This is a genomic window from Paenibacillus wenxiniae (assembly GCF_039822605.1).
Classification (GTDB): domain Bacteria; phylum Bacillota; class Bacilli; order Paenibacillales; family Paenibacillaceae; genus Saccharibacillus; species Saccharibacillus wenxiniae.
On sequence record NZ_JBCGUH010000004.1, the window covers coordinates 215,396 to 233,844 of the forward strand.

Annotated in this window: 13 protein-coding genes; 8 read left to right on the forward strand and 5 right to left on the reverse strand. The window is 45.9% G+C overall.

Annotated features, from left to right (window positions below; translation table 11 throughout):
- The first annotated feature begins 239 nt into the window (after positions 1 to 239).
- Entirely contained in the window at positions 240 to 677 is a 438-nt protein-coding gene (locus AAHF22_RS09700) for a DivIVA domain-containing protein (protein ID WP_347324799.1), read from the forward strand.
- Between the two features lie 356 nt (positions 678 to 1,033).
- Here the strand turns inward: AAHF22_RS09700 and AAHF22_RS09705 are convergent, their stop codons facing one another.
- The 3 genes from AAHF22_RS09705 to AAHF22_RS09715 all read right to left on the reverse strand — a co-directional run bounded on the left by AAHF22_RS09705 (position 1,034) and on the right by AAHF22_RS09715 (position 6,768).
- Positions 1,034 to 1,924 (reverse strand): TetR/AcrR family transcriptional regulator, encoded by an 891-nt coding sequence (locus AAHF22_RS09705; RefSeq protein ID WP_347324800.1) that lies wholly within the window; start codon positions 1,922 to 1,924, stop codon positions 1,034 to 1,036.
- 211 nt (positions 1,925 to 2,135) lie between these two features.
- Complete coding sequence (locus AAHF22_RS09710) at positions 2,136 to 5,258, reverse strand: efflux RND transporter permease subunit (protein WP_347324801.1); 3,123 nt, start codon at positions 5,256 to 5,258, stop codon at positions 2,136 to 2,138.
- A complete protein-coding gene (locus tag AAHF22_RS09715) occupies positions 5,251 to 6,768 on the reverse strand; it encodes an efflux RND transporter periplasmic adaptor subunit (protein WP_347324802.1) in 1,518 nt (505 codons plus the stop codon). The genes AAHF22_RS09710 and AAHF22_RS09715 overlap by 8 nt, the downstream gene beginning before the upstream one ends.
- A gap of 548 nt (positions 6,769 to 7,316) precedes the next feature.
- Between AAHF22_RS09715 and AAHF22_RS09720 the strand changes: the two genes are divergently transcribed.
- Together AAHF22_RS09720 and AAHF22_RS09725 are read left to right on the forward strand one after the other, a co-directional pair.
- A complete protein-coding gene (locus AAHF22_RS09720; RefSeq protein WP_347324803.1) occupies positions 7,317 to 7,487 on the forward strand; it encodes a hypothetical protein in 171 nt (56 codons plus the stop codon).
- A gap of 241 nt (positions 7,488 to 7,728) precedes the next feature.
- A complete protein-coding gene (locus tag AAHF22_RS09725; RefSeq protein WP_347324804.1) occupies positions 7,729 to 9,030 on the forward strand; it encodes a TolC family protein in 1,302 nt (433 codons plus the stop codon).
- Positions 9,031 to 9,368: 338 nt separating this feature from the next.
- Here the strand turns inward: AAHF22_RS09725 and AAHF22_RS09730 are convergent, their stop codons facing one another.
- Complete coding sequence (locus AAHF22_RS09730) at positions 9,369 to 10,616, reverse strand: MFS transporter (RefSeq protein WP_347324997.1); 1,248 nt, start codon at positions 10,614 to 10,616, stop codon at positions 9,369 to 9,371.
- Between the two features lie 855 nt (positions 10,617 to 11,471).
- Between AAHF22_RS09730 and AAHF22_RS09735 the strand changes: the two genes are divergently transcribed.
- The 5 genes from AAHF22_RS09735 (at position 11,472) to allB (ending at position 17,230) form a co-directional block, all read left to right on the forward strand.
- The gene (locus AAHF22_RS09735; RefSeq protein WP_347324805.1) at positions 11,472 to 12,170 is read left to right on the forward strand and encodes a GntR family transcriptional regulator; all 699 of its coding nucleotides are present in this window, start codon (positions 11,472 to 11,474) and stop codon (positions 12,168 to 12,170) included.
- A gap of 283 nt (positions 12,171 to 12,453) precedes the next feature.
- Positions 12,454 to 13,197, forward strand: coding sequence for an ABC transporter ATP-binding protein (locus tag AAHF22_RS09740; RefSeq protein ID WP_347324806.1), 744 nt, complete (start codon positions 12,454 to 12,456; stop codon positions 13,195 to 13,197).
- Positions 13,194 to 14,081 (forward strand): ABC transporter permease, encoded by an 888-nt coding sequence (locus AAHF22_RS09745; protein ID WP_347324807.1) that lies wholly within the window; start codon positions 13,194 to 13,196, stop codon positions 14,079 to 14,081. Before AAHF22_RS09740 ends, AAHF22_RS09745 begins: the two co-directional genes overlap by 4 nt.
- A 138-nt stretch (positions 14,082 to 14,219) precedes the next feature.
- Positions 14,220 to 15,293, forward strand: coding sequence for an ABC transporter substrate-binding protein (locus tag AAHF22_RS09750; protein ID WP_347324808.1), 1,074 nt, complete (start codon positions 14,220 to 14,222; stop codon positions 15,291 to 15,293).
- 533 nt (positions 15,294 to 15,826) lie between these two features.
- Positions 15,827 to 17,230: an allantoinase AllB gene (gene allB / locus AAHF22_RS09755; protein WP_347324809.1), complete on the forward strand. Its 1,404-nt coding sequence runs from the start codon at positions 15,827 to 15,829 to the stop codon at positions 17,228 to 17,230.
- Positions 17,231 to 17,633: 403 nt separating this feature from the next.
- On the opposite strand, the gene budA is transcribed toward allB, so the two are convergent.
- Positions 17,634 to 18,359, reverse strand: coding sequence for an acetolactate decarboxylase (budA, locus tag AAHF22_RS09760; protein ID WP_347324810.1), 726 nt, complete (start codon positions 18,357 to 18,359; stop codon positions 17,634 to 17,636).
- Positions 18,360 to 18,449: the final 90 nt, after the last annotated feature.

Sequence of the window (18,449 nt, forward strand, 5' to 3'; positions counted from 1 at the left end):
ACTATCCTTCACCCTTCCTAGCCACTTTCATTAAAGATTATATTATATCGTTAAGGACTACATCCTATTATTAAGGACTACATGAGCTGCTTCTATTGTGCCGCAAACATACACGAATGAACAGGGCAGCACTAAAACGGTAGCACGATATTTTGCCAAACGCATCGTTTGTGATACATTAATACACAGATAAAGTAGCGGCTCAAGGCACGCGAACAGGAATGAGGGGATTGATGAAAATGGCTGTAGATGAAAATTATCAGCGCAAGCTGGAGGACCAGAAGCGTTTATTCAAGCAGCTAGGCATCAAGTTTGATGCGCTTACGATTCATGAAAAGGATTTTCCGACCAAAATGCGTGGCTATTCACAGGAAGAAGTCGATTATTTCCTCGATGATGTCATTCAAGATTACGAGCGTTTTTACAAAATCATTACCGATCTGCTGGATAAATATAATGAGCTACAGCGCCGTCAGACGCATGAGAAAGAACGTGCTTCACTGGAGCGTGAACGTGCGGCAGCGGAACAGGAGCGTGCATTTGCTCGTGCCCGTGCGCTGGAAAATGGGGTAGACCGTGCAGTTGTTACTGAAGCGATCACCAGTCTGGAACGTACAATTGCTCAGATGAAGGCCCGTTTGGACGAGCAGCAACGCGGCGACCACCCTACCTATTAAATGATAAACGATCGCCATACAGCGTTGCTGCATCACTTAAGTGTAGTATGTTGAAAGCTGGCTATGCAGCAATCGCTTCATGCCGATGATGCAGATACACAAAAAGGACGACTCTCACTTCAATAATCTGAAGTAGAATCGTCCTTTTGTGATATTTTCGTATGTTATAGTCCAGCCGATCGCTAACGATGGCACAGATGACAGATCATCTACCACATCTACGATATAGCGATAACGAGTCACTGTAGTCCAGTACACATAACACTATAACTATCAATCGTATCGTCTTCCACATACGGCTGCACTTGCACTGTAGTCCAGTACACATAATACTATAACACTCGACAACGCTTCGTTTACCGCAACGAAAGTACATGTTGCAGCTTCAATGTATATTCTTCCAGCGCTGCATATCCTGTTAGAAAATCAAGCAAAGCACGGATCATGCCGGAACGTCGCTCCATACGTGTGATCTCTTCCTCAAGCGAGCCGAGCACCTGCCATAATTCCTCGCGTTCCTGTTCTTCTACCTCGATACCAGGAATTGCACGCTTGATAGCAATTAGCAGCTCATGGATAAGAATCCCTTGAAAAACCGGGCTTTTCTCAATGCGATCCGGTGACATTTCTACACTTGTCCAATCCCAGACCGGTTTATAATCCATCTGAATCATATTGTGGATCATCTGATCAACCAGCTTCGTTAACATGTCGCCTAATTCACGGGTTGGAATTTGTGGCCGAATACCAATGAGCGGCAAAAACATAAACTGCATCAACATTGCCCGCACCATAAAAATAATATCATACACAAAAGGGTCTACTTTGGATCCATAGATCCGATTCAGGCAGTCGGTGCACCACTGGTTCGTTTGATATTCGATGTGCAGGCAAGCATGCAATAGCTTCTCATTTTGCAAAATGCTTTTGTCATGAAGCGAAACCATAATGGAATGAATTTTGCTTTCCAGTACGCTGTTGAGCTGTAGATCGATAAAGCTGGCAAGTCGTTTCTCTGGTGGTTGATCAGTTGCGGCATACAGTCGTTCAATCGTTTCGCTAATGGTTCGTCCGTGCTCTTTCACCGTTGCAATGAGCACATCTTCTTTACTTTGGAAAAACTTATAAAACGAAGCTTTTGCCATGCCACTTTCTTTAGCAATCTCATCAACTGAGGTTGCGGTATATCCTTTTTCAGAGAAAAGCCGAACCGCCGCTTCAATAATATCCTGTTCCTTTGTTTTCAAGGGCGCTTCCTCCTGGCTTTCTACGATATCGATGTCCATCCGAATCGCATGCTGTCTAGCTTGCATTTGGTGATGAAAATGGAGCAAACGGACAATATTCTGTCCGTTTGCTCGCTAACTGATACGTTACTCCGTATTATGCATGCTGTCTATCACAGATGCAATCCGCGACTGAAAAAAGCGGCTACGTGGAGCACGATCGATTATTTAATTACAGTTTGGGAGCAGCATTCAGCTTGTCCAGTCGTCTTTGTTTACGTTCGATTTTGCGTACCTGACGTTTTTCTTTCCAGCGTGCGACAACCATGTACAGCGATGGCACGACGAATAGGGTCAGGATAGTCGAGAAGATCAGACCGAAAATAATGACAACGCCGAGTGGACGGAACAGCAACTCGCCAATCGTTGCAATCGGGATCATACCCACAATCGCAGTTAGCGATGTGAGCAGGATCGGACGGAAGCGAGCCGAAGCGGCCTGAATGACAGCTTCTTTCAATTCCATGCCTTCATGACGCGCATCTTCGATAAATTCGATCAATACGATACCGTTCCGCACGACGATACCTGCCAGCGCGATAATCCCCATCACGGACATAAAGCCGATCGGTGTACGGGTGAGGAATAGACCGAGAATACCACCTGCTGCTGCCAGATAGACCGTAGTCATAATGATCAACGGAATCGAAAGCGAGTAGAACTGAATCACGATCAGAATAAAGATCAGGAAGACAGCGACAACGAACAGTTTACCCAGATCGCCGAACGTATCTGCTTGGTCGGACGTTTCGCCACCAATCTCATACGTATAACCTTCCGGGAAATTCATCTGTTGCAGTTTCGGCGTAATATCCTGCATCACTTCTGTAGCGGTACGACCCGTCACATCGGCTTCGATCGTATTTACACGCTGTAAGTTATAGCGATTGATCTGTTGAATCGTAAAGGTCGGTTTGAGTTCAACTAACTGTGATAGCGGAATCTGTGTTCCTGCCGAGTTCGTCACATTGACCTGTTGTAGCAGTGTAGTCGGACTCACCGTTTGTGAGCCTTTCATATACAGCTTCATATCAACGAGATCTTTGCCATTATCGAAGTTACCAACGTTCATGCCGCTACCCATCATCAGGAGCGTTTGCGTCAGGTTCGAATAGGTGACTTTATAACGATCCATCGCCTGTTTATTCACAACAAAGTCGAGTGCATAGTTATCAATCCCCATGCTATCGCTAATGCCGTATGTTCCTGGTGTATCGCCAATGATCTGTTTGATCTGGTTCGACAGGGAACGGATTTCTTCGATATCGTCACCGAGTATACGAATAGATACCGCTTTACCAACCGATACCCCGACAGCCGTACCGCTTACTGTCGTCTGGATACCTGGATAGTCTTTATCAATTTGATCTGCCCAGCGATCGGTCGTTTGTTTCACATTCATACCATGCTGACCGGTAATGAGAATCTGTCCGACACTGGAACCACTGCCGGATAATACGCTCAGGTTGGTGAACAATTGTGGTGCAGCACCACCGGAAGCGTAAGCCATATTTTCCACTTCCGGTTGTTTTTTCAGCCATTCGGCGATGCCGTGTACAACCTTATCGGTTTCTTCCAGTGATGTACCGGAAGGCATACGCACATTAACGGTAATTTGTGGATCTTCCGAAGTTGGGAACAGCTCGATCGGTGTGAATGCTGCCAGTCCATACGCAAATGTACTCACGATCAGACCGATCAAAGCAATCAATAACGGACGCTTTAACACTTTGGGCATCAGGCGATGCGCATAGCCGTTGCTTACCGCTTGAATTTGTCTGCCAAGCAGACCTGCCGGACGATCTTTGCGGCGACGTCCACGCTCGATCTGACGATTTTCATACCATTCACGGAAGATAGGAATGATCGTCAGGGACATGATCATGGAAGCGAGCATACAGAGCGAGATAATCGTCGGAATCGGACGAATAAATGCGCCCATATCGCCTTGCAATACCATCAATGGCAGGAAGGCAGAGATCGTTGCCAGTGTTGCAGTAATGATCGAGATGGCGACTTCTTTTGTTCCTTTTAATGAAGCTTCAGTCGGACTCTCGCCAAGTGTGGATAGCCTTCGCTCGATATTGTCGTTGACGACGACCGCGTCATCGACGAGTATCCCGAGTACGATAATCAGACCGACAATCGTAATCTGATTGAGCGAAATGCCCAGTCCAGGCAAGAAGATGACACCTAGTGCAATCGAGATCGGAATCGCCAGTGCGACAAACCCAGCGGTCAGCCAGTTCATACCGAGCGTACAGATCAAAATAACGGCAGCGATCGCGATAAACATCTCACGAATCAAATCACCGAAAATTCGATTAACTTCATCGTTTTGTGCGAACAGCGAGACGATTTTGACATTAGAAGGCAATGTTTTTTTCAAAATATCCATCTTCGCGGTCAAACGTTCATTCATCGTAGGTACGTCAGAACCGGTCTGACTGCTCACATCAAGCGAGATGGAGGGAACGCCATTGTAGTAGCTTAAGTATGATTCGGTTTCTTTCGTCAGCTCGACATCAGCAACATCCTTCAAATAAACAGGAATACCTGCATCAGTCTGCGAAACGACGATATTTTTTAATGTATTGTAATCGGTCGCTTTATCGACGGTAAGCTGATAGTTACGATCCTGATACGTAATATTACCGGTAGGTACGCGGTTATTTTCCGATTGGATCGCCTGTCTTACCGTTTCCCATGAAATACCGTATTGCTGTAGTTTCGACATATTGGCATCGATACGTACTTGCTGATCGGGAATCCCCTTGATATCCACATTGGTTATACCTGGAACCGAGCGCAATTGATCGCGCCATGTGTTCATGAGTTCGCTTTGTGCGTAGATGTCTTCTTTGGTTTTGCCATAGATTGCGAAGGATTGCACAAAGGTTTGCGTCAGATTGTCATTGACGGTTGGCTTGTCTGCATCGGCAGGTAGCTCGGCCTGTGCATCTTCAACCTTCCGGCGTAGCTCATTCCATGTGTCTTTCGCATCGGCATTGTCTTCGGCTTGAACCGTAATGGAGGAAATGCCATTACCTGAAGTGGAGGCGATCGTTTTCAGATTGGTGACCTCTTTGATCTTTTGCTCCAGCACTTCGGTAACGGTCTGCTCCATCAGTTCTGGACTGGCACCGGCATACGTGGTAGTTACAATGGCAGTTTTGATCACGATATCCGGCATCAGTTGCTTCGGCATCTGCCCGAGCTGTACCAGTCCGAACAGAATAAGCATCACAAAGAATAATAATGTGATTTTGCGTTTCTGGACGAAATATTTAATCATTGGCGCTAGCCTCACCGTTTGCATCGGTTGAAGCTGCACCCGACGGGGCATTACCGCTTGTACCCTGTGCTTTGGTTGCCGCAGCTTCACTTACCTTCAGATCATCACCATTAAAGAGACGGTCAGCACCACGGGTTACGATCTTATCGCCCACCTTCAGACCACCGGTCACTTCATAGTTATTGTTGTACAGATTGCCAAGCTTCACAGTCGTTTGTACAGCTTTTTTGTTCACGACTTTGAATACATAAGGCTCACTGCCCGAGCTAACGACTGCCTGTGCAGGTACGAGAAGTCCTGTTTCGGAAGAAGCTTGACGGGAAGCGTTCACGACTTGACCGGGCTTCCAATCCAGCTTCGGATTGCTGATCGCAACCTCAACGCTGATCGAACCTGTATTTGCATTCGTTTGTGGAGACAGCAGCGTCACTTTACCTGTGCGTACTTCGTCATACAGGCTAATACTTACCTGCTGACCGACACGCCATTGATTAATTTCGCTATCCGGTACAGGCAACATCACTTTGAGACGGTTGATCTCACCAATCGTGTACATTTCTGTACCTGCGCTTACCGTCTGACCTTCGGAAATCGCTTTAGTCAAAATCGTACCGGAAACAGGAGCTTGCAAGCCTGCACGGGTCAAATTCAATTGAGCGGTATCGCGAGAAATGACTGCCTGGTCATAACTAGCCTGCGCTTGTTCTACTCCAGCGTTCGCTTGCTCGACGGCAGCATTCGCTTGAGCTACACTTGCCTGTGCATTTTCAATACCAACCTGTGCCTGCTTTACCGCAGCGGCGGCAGAAGCGCGATCCGAATTTTTCGCACCAGCGAGCGTGAGTGACAGTTGCTCCTGTGCATCTTTCAGACTAGCCTGTGCATTTTCAAGTGTGGTTTGTGCTTGTTCGTTCTCTTGTTGAGTGAGCAGACCATTATCGAAAAGGGTTTGTGCGCGGGTAGCAGCGGTTTTCGCTTGATCGTAGGCAATCTGTGCTTTGTTGACTGCATTTTGTGCTTGTGCGCGTTCTTGCGGACGGGCACCATCCAGTACACCTTGCTGACTGGCCTGTGCACTTTCGACTTGTGCCCTTGCAGACGCGACACCGGCGGCAGCAGCTTGTTGACCTGCTCGTGCATTGGTCAGCGATGCTTTGGCGCTGGATAGCGAAGCAACGGCAGCAGCGACAGATTGATTGGCATTTTCAACCTGAAGTTGTAGATCGGCAGTATCCAATCTTGCCAGCGTAGCTCCTTTATTGACGCGATCCCCAACATCAGCGTTGACCGAAGCGACGGTTCCGTTGATGCGGAAAGATACGGGTGTTTGATCATAAGCAGCAAGTGTGCCAGACAGGTCATAGACCGCATCAAGCGGTTGTTCTTTGACTGTCGTCACTTCGACTGTCGTCGTTGCCGGCTCGACAGCAGCATTGTTCGCTGTCGAACATGCTGTCAGACTTCCAGCAAGCAACATGGCTGTAATGGCCAGAGGCCAACTTCTTTTCATGTTACAGGTTCCCCCTCTAAACTCTCCAGTTTTTTTTATACTCTCTAGTTCATGGCTGAATTATAGAATTAATTCAGACTACTTGTCAATTGTAACAATACTTACTTAAAGTGTACTCAATCCACGGGTGGAGATTGCTTAACTAACAAATCAGCCTTGAAGCGGAGGCGAAGGAATAAATTGGAAAATAACAGCACGTGACGTTTTCTATTTACCATGTTGGTGCTGGGCTAGCATCCGATGAAATAGAATGTGATTTGGTAAAATAAAATAGTGTATAGCTCTAGTGTTAGTGATGTTCTAACACGAGGTTCAACGAAAAGTGATTTTTGCAAAAGCAAAATATCGTACCCTTTCCAGTGTTAGTGATCTTCTAACACGAGGTTCAACAAAAAGTTATCGTTGCGAAGCAAAACATTTTGGCAGTGTATCTATGTATATAGAAAAGAATGAACGAGCAGCGCCGATGATTTTGTGAAAATACTGTGAACGAGGGCGGCAATTCGTGTATAATTGGTATACAGAATATGGAAAGAAGGGGATGACCAATGAAAACAGGCGATGATCCGCACCATGATCTGGAAGGAACGTATGCAGAGAAGCATCAGCCGAGTGATTTTGCCGTCAAGCCGTCCATATCCAGTGAGCGTACCCAGTTGTTGATTGCCGCTATTGTGCTTGTTGTTACGGCAGTGCTGTTCATCGAGTGGCAATGGTGAGTAGATACCAATATTATACAATGAAACCTGGTTCTGTACATTATACTTCTATATAATGGAAGGTAGCATCATAAGCTGCCTTTTTATTTTGTTTTTAATTAGACGAGTGTGCGGTTAAAGGTTGATTTATTTTGTTAGGAATGCTAAATTAATTTTATTAGTATTACTAACTTTTTTTGATGAGGTTCTTCATTTGTCGGTGATCGGTTTATTGAAATATAGGAAGGAATGAATTAGTACAATGAAAAAAGGAATCGTCGGTGCCTCCGTATTCGCCATGCTGCTGGCTTCAACACAGCCTGCACTCGTACACGCTGCGGACAGCACAAATACAACTGCAACTCCAACAGCTACAACTACTACACCTGCTACTACAGATCCAGCAGCACCTGCTGCAAATGCTACAGGAGTAGAAGCACCACAATCTCAAATTTCCGGTGTACGTACACCGGAAAAGGTCGATAGTCTTGACCTTGATAAAGTCATCGATCTGGCGATCAATGATTCATACAATCTGCAATTGCTGCAACTGAAATACCGCGTACTGGATCAACAAAATGCCAGTCTCGGTCTGAACTATGTCGATTACCTGAACGCATCTCCAGGTCTAAAATATGTAACGACAAATCGCAGCAATGAAGTGTCTCTGTCTCAAGGTTCTCAAACAGGACAGACATTGGATAACAACATCCGTGATCTGGACAACCAGAAGCTGAACACACAATTGCAAGTGGATGAAGCAAAAGAAGGTACGCGTCTGGCGATGACTGGACAATACGTACAACTGCTGTCCACGCAAAAGCAAATCGCATTATCTGAAGAATACATTCAAGTGCTGACACGTGACGTACAACGTGCACAAACGTTGCAAAGTCTCGGCTCCGGCACACAGGAAGATATCGACAAAGCGAATCGTGCGCTGCAAGCAGAACAGGATAACCTGACGAAGCTGAAAGACTCGTATCAAGAAACACTGTCTACACTGTGTTATGATCTCGGTATCGTGTACGATCCGAATATCCAACTGAAACCACTGGATATTAAACTTGATCCAGTACCAACAGTAGATGCAGACACCCTGCTTGGCAAATCGTACCAGATCCAATCGCTGGGCAATAGCCTGAACAAAGCGCGTGAAGACGAGGAAAAAGCGATCACAGACAATAGCTTCCAGGAGCAAGCAAACAAAGCAACAACCGATATCGCAGCCCAACAACTGGAACAAGGTAAAGTAACGTATGCGAAAGCGATCCAGTCTAACTTGCAAGATATGGATACAGCGTACAAAGCGGTACAAACAGCACAACGCCAGGCACAGGATGCAGCGGTGGATGGCGTAAATATGCAAATCCGCTTCAATGCAGGTGTTGTCACGAAGTACGATCTGCAAAAATATCAGTATCAGGTAGATGCTTCTCAAGCAAAAGCTGAACTGACAGGCATGCAGTACTATGTACAAAAAGCAAAAGTAGACGCAATGGGCAAAGGCTATATCGCTAACAGCTCCGCTTCCGGCGCATCTGCTGCATCTGCCCAACAATAAATAAGTTATCGACGTTTGGCATGACGGGTCACTTCAGATGAAGGAATCGATCAGTGCTTAGCGTTAGCGTAACCATAATGAAAAGCCCCTGTCCGTATGGAGAGGGGCTTTTTGGTGCGGATATTAGCATTTTGGGATGTTGGTATTATTTAAAATATGGATCGTACTTGCTTGCATGGAGCATTGCTTTCTTAGGCGTGCGTTCAATAGCAATACGTATCATATGCTCTTATTAGAGCAAAAGTTTAAATTTAAATATGAATATAAATATAAATATGAATGTGCATCATCATACCTACACGATTGCAGCGATGTTTCTTTTTTCCCTGGTCTTATAATCAATCTGAAGCGCCATCCGTCCATTCACTCAGCTTCTGATCCGAAGGAAGCAGAAAGGTAAGCAGGCCAAGCATCGGCAGGAAGCTACAAATTTGCATCACGGGCGAAATTCCGATCGCATCGATCATATTGCCGAGTACCAATGCACCGATACCGCCCAGTCCAAAGGCAAGTCCTGTGATCAGACCGGATACCATTCCGATCCGTCCGGGCACGAGCATTTGCGCGTATACGACAGTAACGGAGAAGCTAGACGTAACGATAAAGCCTACGAGTGCGAGCAATATACCTGTCCATAACAGATTGGCATAAGGCAGAAACAATGCTAGTGGTGCCGCAGCTGCCATCGAGATAAAGATCAGATTTCGTTTACCGAATCGGTCAGCAAGTGGCCCACCGAAGAACGTGCCTACCGCACCAGCAGCAAGGAACAGAAATACATAGAGCTGCGCTTCACCGACACCGACTTTGAACTGATCAATGAGCAGGAAGCTATAGTAACTGCCGATTGACGATACATACCATGAACGAATAAAGACGAGCAGAATGAGCACAACCATCGCAAAACGAATCCGTTGTTTCAGCTCTGGCTTGATCGTTCTCGCTACGCGAGCTTTTTTGCTCAGCGCGCCACTTTTCAATGTTCCGCTGTACCATCTGGCAATGAAAATTTGTACAATAATCCCGGCCGCGGCAACACCGGTAAAACCAATCGCACCAAATTGCCCAAATGGGACAAAGATCAGCGAAGTAAGCAGTGGCGCAAGTGATTGCCCGGCATTACCACCTACTTGAAAGATCGACTGCGCCAATCCGCGCCGATTGCCTGCGGCTAGATTGGATACTTTGGAGCCTTCCGGGTGAAAAGCAGCCGAGCCGAGTCCGACAAATACAACAGCGACGAGCACCGCTGTATAGCTAGGCGCTAGAGCAAGCAACAGCATCCCGGTAAATGTAAATGCCATCCCCAGCGGTAGCAAGGCTGGAGTCGGGCGCTTATCTGAAAATAATCCGACAAACGGCTGCATAATCGAAGCGGTAAAATTGATCGTGAATGCAATCCAGCCAATCTGCGTGTAACTAAGCTGCATCGTTTCCTTCAAAATCGGGAAAATTGCCGGAATAACCGACTGCATCGAATCGTTAAATAAATGAACTAGTGAGATCGCCAGCAACACGCTAAATATCGTGCGTTTGGCATCATCAGAAGTGGACGCCGACGGCGGCGTGGCACTCGTTTTGGGCAAACTGCTTGAAGACACGTACAGGACTCCTTTGCTATTTGTATAGTATGTAATGATACGGTCGGTACTTGTGTGCTGTTAGATAGGATCAGCAGCAGACAGCTTTAATCTGAGCCTGTAATGTAAACATGCAGCAACAAAAACCGGAAATTAGCTTCTAGTATATCAAAAAATGTTTGGATTTGAATGGGAATTAGTCAATTTATCGTCAGAAAAATAAGCATATTTTTACATACGTAAAGCTGGTAAGCGAAATTGTAGAAGCGGAACAGAGTCAATGCGTTGTTAATGTCCGAATCGCTATCGGATGGTTAGATGGAATATATAGATGCAACATATAGATCGAACCTATAATAGTATGCACATTTAATAGAATTGTATTAGTGGTTCAAGTCAAAAGTACATTTGAAATTAAAAATGATGTTTAAACAGAATCGTATGATCACCTATCTGATCGCCACAGCTAATCATATAAAACCTTTATATGTAATATAAACTGACATCAATAAATAGATTACAACCCAACTCCGCTTTAACTTCGACTATTCCTTTATCCACCGATATCCGTTTATTTCGCAAAACAAACCTATTCATCATACGGAATTAACGTAAAAATACCTAACATTAACGATATTTTTAGCAAATAAACAAAACGAATCCGTTTCATTAGTGCATGATTATAGAAAATAACGATTATATATGTGAAGTATATTGACTTATAAAATGACATGACTCTATAATTCATGTAACAAAACCAAACATGAAAAATAAATCGAATCAAAACGATGCAACTCATCATCAACTGCGAATAACTATCAACTACGCAATTAAAAGCACCCGGATCGTGAGGGATACGATATGGCCAGTCCACAAGAACAGGAAATATATCAAGCAATTAAGCAGGCGATCATGGAACAGAAGATGCGCCCGAATATGCAGCTAGTTGAGGAAGGGTTGGCTGAATCATTTGGCGTTAGTCGGACTCCGGTTCGCAATGTTGTACGAAGGCTAGCAGCCGAGAAGCTCGTTACGATCATTCCTTATAAAGGAGCATTCGTGTCCTGTCCAACCATTCATGAAGCGAGACAGGTATTCGAAATGAGGCGAGTGATCGAAGTAGCGGTTGTACGCAAAGTATGCACCCATCTAACAGATGAACAATATCAATTGCTTGCCCGGCTCATTCAGGAGGAGCATCAGGCACAGCATGGCGGACGAATTTTTGAAGCGATTCGAATTACTGGCGATTTTCATCTTCAATTGGCTGAAGCTTCTGGTAATAGTTACTATCATCGTTATTTGGAAGAACTGGTTTCCTTATCTTATGTCATCATTGCTTTGTATGGAGAGCAGAAAACGAAGTGTTGCGACGATCATCAGCTCATTTTAAATGCAATCCGGCAAGGGAATGTGGATATCGCGGAACGGCTAATGATTGAGCATCTGGATGAAATTGAACAGGCATTACATTTTGAAGAGCAATATGAACGTCCGCTATCGTTAACCGATATATTCGCCAATAGGCGTAGCCGTGTAGGTAGCGGTAGCCATTCGTAAAGTGTAGTTCGTCATTCGTAAAGCTTATGTGAACATTCATAAAGCGCAGGTAGTCATTCATCATATGAACAACATCACGTTCATGATCGCACAGCATCAAACGCATATGACCCGATCGTAGCCTGTCCGTCATAAACACAACAAAGGATGGACGAACATCAACGAAAGAAATATGAATGTTTAGGACGACAAGCGTTGTGCACAACATTGTATACAATCTTGGATTCAGTATTGTCGCCGATCGATGGATCGCAAAAATAAACAAGTACAAAGGAGTGGAACTATGAAATTAACCGTTAATAATGTACAGAAAAGTTTTGGGGAACGGACGATTTTGAAGGATATCGATTTGACGGTGAATGACAATGAATTCATTTGTATTTTAGGTCATAGTGGTTGTGGGAAGTCGACGCTGCTAAATATGGTTGCCGGCTACATGTTCCCTGATGCAGGCACACTACAAATGAACGGTAAGACGATTGAAGGGCCGGCGAAAGAACGCGGGATGGTGTTTCAGGATCATGCCTTGTTCCCGTGGTGTACCGTACTCGAAAATGTATCATTCGGGCCTGAAGTACAGGGCACACCGAAAGCGCAGGCACGTGAAATGGCGATGGACTTTTTGAAAATGGTCGGACTGGATGCGTATGCTTCTCATTATCCAGCCGATCTGTCTGGCGGTATGAAGCAGCGCGTCGGTATCGCTCGCGCACTGGCAAGTCATCCGGAAGTGTTATTAATGGACGAGCCATTTGGTGCACTGGATATTCTTACCCGTGATCTAATGCAGCGCGAACTCCGCCGTATTTATGAAAAGTTGAAAACAACGATTCTGTTTGTAACCCATAGTATTAGCGAAGCGGTTTATCTGGCTGATCGTATCGTCGTGATGAAGCATGGCGTGATCGCTGAGATTTTTGAAGTAGGCTTGCAGCATCCACGTACATTCGAAACACCGGGCTTTGGTGAGATGATGGCGAAGATCGAACGACTGTTAATGGAAGACGAAGAGGAGGTATTAGTATGAATGAAGTACCGAACGTATTAACGAAAACGAAGCCGGCTACGGGAGCAGCACTGCTGTCTACACCGAAAAGCAACAAAAATGCCGACTGGTCGTTTCTAAAAAGCGCGCTCCCTTACGTATTGTTCTTCGTCGCCTGGGAAGCCTTCTCACGCTTGAATATGCGTATAGAAATGTTCAACCCATTATTTCTACCTGCCCCGTCTACACTTGTACACGACGGTTGGGCACTTGCCAAAACAGGCGTCATTTTGGACAGTATTATCGCCAGCTCTGGACGCATTCTTGCAGGCTTTGTCATCGGCTCGATTGCCGCCGTTATATTAGCCGTATTGATCAGCAAATTTGCTACATTAGAACGCTGGGTATCCCCTATTTTGACACTGATTAGTCCCATCCCATCGCTCGCGTTACTACCATTGTTCATCATCTGGTTTGGTATCGGCGAATTTCCTAAAATTATGCTTATCGCGTGGACAACATTCGTCCCCGTGCTCGTTAACACGGTCGACGGATTCAAATCTGTACCATCGACATTGATCCGCTCCGCCCTTAGCCTCGGTGCTTCCCAGCGCCAGGTATTCACCAGAGTCATGATCCCATCGGCAGTCCCTAATCTGCTGATCGGCGCACAAATCAGTCTAGGTCTATCGTTCTCCGCCCTGATCGTCTCCGAAATGATGGGCGCCGACTCCGGTCTCGGCTACATGATCGTCGATGCTCGTAACTATTTTAAAGTCACTAACATGTTCGTCGCCATCATCCTCATCGGCATCGAATATAGTATCTTCGCTATGCTGCTCAAACTACTGGAACGCCGCGTTCTAGGCTGGCGTAAAGGCGGTATGGGTCAAGCTGTAGAAAAGGTAAGAACGACAAAAGGCTGATCCGGCATAGTGCATTTCATGTTCCAACGTTTCACACCAACAATTAAAAGGCATACCCACATCACAGAATGCACCAACTCACCCAGCCGGTATCCATATACATGTACACATAAAAAGACATTTGGAAGGGGTAAGGATATGAAAACAAACTGGTTCAAGATGATGACAGGGGTAGCGATGGTAGCGCTCGTAGCAACAGCATGTTCAGGCGGAGGAACGAGCACTAAAGATACAGCGGCCAATTCATCCGCTTCCGCAAGCAGCGGTTTGGAACAAACGGATGTGACGCTCGTCGGTGTACGGGATGCGCAAATTTCTTCTCAGCAGATCATCGCAGACAAGCTGGGTTATTTTAAAGAGGAAGGTCTGAATGTAGAAAGTAAGCTGATCGAGAGCGGCCCGGATATCGGTCCAATGGTATCGGGTGGCAGTGCGCCGGTCAGTGTACAAACGAACTTTATGGACATCATTTTGAAATCCAACAATATCGATGTGAAAATCGTAGCGCCACTCGCACAGATTGCCGGTACACAGGCAGTTGTAGGGTCCGCTAAATTGCAGCTCAATTCAGCTAAAGATCTGGAAGGCAAAACGATCGGTATCCCGAACGGGGCTGATGTAAAAATTGCCATCGACAATATGGGCAAAGAGCTTGGCGTAGACGTGAGCAAAATCAAATTTGTTAATCTGGCACCAAGTGACGCAGTAGCTGCACTGCAAAACGGTTCTATCGATGCGATGGCAGCATGGGAACCATTTATCACCAAAGCGATTCAAGGTGGCGGCAAGTTCCTGTTCAGTGGTACCAAAAGCGAACTGCCTGACAAAAAAGGCGATGTGAACTGGATGAGCGTACATACGACCATGCAGGTAACAGATAAGTATTTGCAAGAAAATCCGAACACGATCAAAGCGATCCTGCGTGCACTCGACAAAGCGACGAAGTACATCAATGACAACCGTGCGGATGCGATCAAAATTTTGGCACCAGAGCTGCATTTGTCAGAAGCTGAGCTGACCGAGATCATGAAGCGTAATGTGTACTCGATGGAAGTAAACGATTCGTATGTCAATGGAAGTAACGGCGCAGCGGTTGGCAACTATTTGTTGTCTGTTGGTAATATTACATCGATTCCGGCTCCAGCTTCTTATCATGATCTGAGTCTGTTGAAAGAAGTTGATCCTTCGTTGATCAAAGCGGAGTTTAAGTAAGCGGCGCTAGATGCCTGGATGTGGACAACGAAACAGTAAATCATCTATGAACTCCAAACGATGTAAGAGTAGTCCATTACGTATATGCTGTAAGTTGCGTATGAGCTGTGAGTTGCGTATGTGTTGTGAGTTGCGTATGTGCTGTGAATTACGTATGTGACGTAAATGTAGGGAATGGCAGTGACTGAAAAGGAAGCGATGCTGATGCGAAGGCGTCGCTTCCTTTTCTAATGATGAAATTACATAGGTTGCTGCGTTTTTGCTGTACGGAATGGAGGATGTATGTAAATGTCTATGGACATAAGCAGGACGTAACTGCGAGATTCCATTCTCTTATTTGTTATTTCAGTAGTGAATGTCCTACAACCAACATTTACGTACACCTCCTAGCTAAATTTTTGAATAAGGGCATTTGAATAATAGTATAAATAAATGGATGAGCAGCAACGATCTTTTGTTGGATTCGTACTGTTCATTCACTCGTATCATTCAACAGCTACACCTAACAAATAATCGACAGGAGCGTGCTGAATATGAGGGAGTTCGATACGGTAATTGTAGGTGGAACAGTTGTGTTTCCTGAAGCTATTCAACGCTGCGATATCGGTATTCGTCAGGACAAAATCGTTTATATCGGGGAGATCCATCCGCATGAACTACAGCGAACAGAGCATATTATAGATGCAAACGAGCTGCATGTGATGGCAGGCATGATCGATGCGCATGTCCATCTAAACGAGCCGGGACTGGGCGACTGGGAAGGGTTTGTAACCGGTTCGAGTGCGCTGGCAGCGGGCGGATGTACGACTTTTTTGGATATGCCGCTAAATGGTATTCCGCCAACCGTCACCGTCGATGCATTACAGCAAAAGGTACAGGCAGCGCAGGATGCCACCTATATCGATTACGCCTGCTGGGGTGGACTTGTACCGGGTAAGCTAGAACATCTGGAGCCACTTGCCGAAGCAGGGGTATGTGGTTTTAAAGCGTTCATGTCTGCACCTGGCGACCCCGATGAAGAAGCATTTCGTAATGTGGATGATGAGACACTATTAGAAGGCATGCGGCGTATTGCTCGCACTGGACAGGTGCTTGCTCTGCATGCTGAATATGAGCCGATCGTATCGCAGCTTACTGCCGAATGTGTGGCAGAACAGCGCTTTACGCCTGCCGATTATACAGCATCACGCCCGATTGCTGCGGAAGTTGCTGCGGTAAAACAGGCGCTTCATTATGCGCAGGAGACAGGCTGTAAGTTACACTTTGTGCACATTAGTAGCGCTGAGGCGGTACATATGATTCAAGATGCAAGAGCGAAAGGTATGGATGTGACGCTGGAAACGTGCCCGCATTATTTGGCATTAACAGACGGTGATCTGGAGCAGATCGGAGCTGCTGCCAAATGTGCGCCACCGCTGCGAAGTGCAGCACAACAGGAGCAACTATGGCACTGTGTCGCCAGCGGCGAGATCGATATGATCACCTCTGATCACTCTCCCTGTCCATCTACATTGAAAACGGGAGCGACCAATATGTTCGAGGCATGGGGCGGCATTTCCGGCGCTCAGCATTCACTGGAGCTGATGCTGGAAGAAGGTTATTTGCGTCGTAATTTGCCACTTACGTTGATCACTCGTTTGCTATCATTGGAGCCAGCACGACGGTTTGGACTTTTGCCACATAAAGGTGAACTACGTGTCGGTGCAGATGCCGATCTAGTGCTGGTGAATTTGCAGGCAGGTTATCAGATCGAGCAGGACGATCTGTATTATCGTCATAAACATAGCCCGTATATCGGTCGCGAGCTGCATTGCCGGGTGGAGCAGACGATGAGTCGGGGACGCATCGTGTATACGAGGGAGCATGGCATCGTAGGCAAACCGATGGGACAGCGGATTCCTATGATGAAGGAGCAAGCAGCAGAGACAGCGCAATAAGGGCAGCTGGATCATAGAACTTGATCATACAATAAGGTCAAAAGCGAGAAGTAATTGACAAAGACGTATACTGCAAACAACAAACAAAAGCCCCTTTCATCTTACGAAAGGGGCTTCGCTATATTTCATTATATCATCACCTGCGGAGCCAGTTGAAAAATAGCCTTTGTCTGGAAAAACGTCCAACATGAATATGACGACATCCCATTTTGGAAAGTGGATGTTCCTCATCATCCATCGGGTTATCTTAACTTACATTCACTCGAGTAACTGATCCAGGTTTAAAGTGCAAACCGATGGAATTTTGCTTGCGTATCCCTTTTAGAAATAAAGATAATCCCAAATTCATTTGCACTAGCACTGTAGTATAGCTATATCATCCTGTCAAAATAGCTCTACTAGCTTACGCGCCTACTCCAGCCCCTTCAGCTGTCAAAATCGCTTGCTCCAGATCAGGTGTGTGCAGATCTGCTTTCAAATAGCTTTCATCATCAGGCAGCAACAGATTAAACTGCTCACTGCTGCAAATGGAAATTTTGCACTTTTCCACGACAAAATCGAGCACATGTCCGCCACCATTGCGCTGCTCATTAATAAAATGCAGATGGTATCCAGCTACACCAATCCCCTGCGCAAATGCCGGTGTCCAGAAGCCAGCAATCACACCATTCGTCCGTTCAAAATGGAACGAAGACTGCGATTTGGTCACTTCGACAAATGGTTTGTACGGTTTGCTCTGGTGCGTAACCGTCCGTGTATTCACCTCACGGAATGTACCTTCAATCCGAATCGCATGGAAAATATTCGGGCTGGAGATACGATCATTCAAGATTTGCTCTAATTGCTGACGAGTAAATGTTCCGTTTAGCTCAAACGTCTGCTCCGGCTCAAAAAAGGTCACCGTGGAAAATGGTGTTGATTCCTGCAACTCCACTTTGCGTGCCGTTCCGTTTGGATACAGATGATAATAGTCGCCGTCAAAAGCGATCATTTCCCCATCCAGCTGATGAAAAGTACCGATTCCAAAATCGCCGTACTGTTGTAGTTTGTCAAATGTAATGGCACCGTCATACAGTCCGCTGAGTAGCGCGACCATCGTTGACGCTTGATATACTGTAGAATGATTCATATTGATTCGCTCCTTTGTTTTTGTGGCAGATCATCGATCAAACACGATCGTTAGCCTGACCTCCACAGTCGAGATCAGGCTAACCGTATA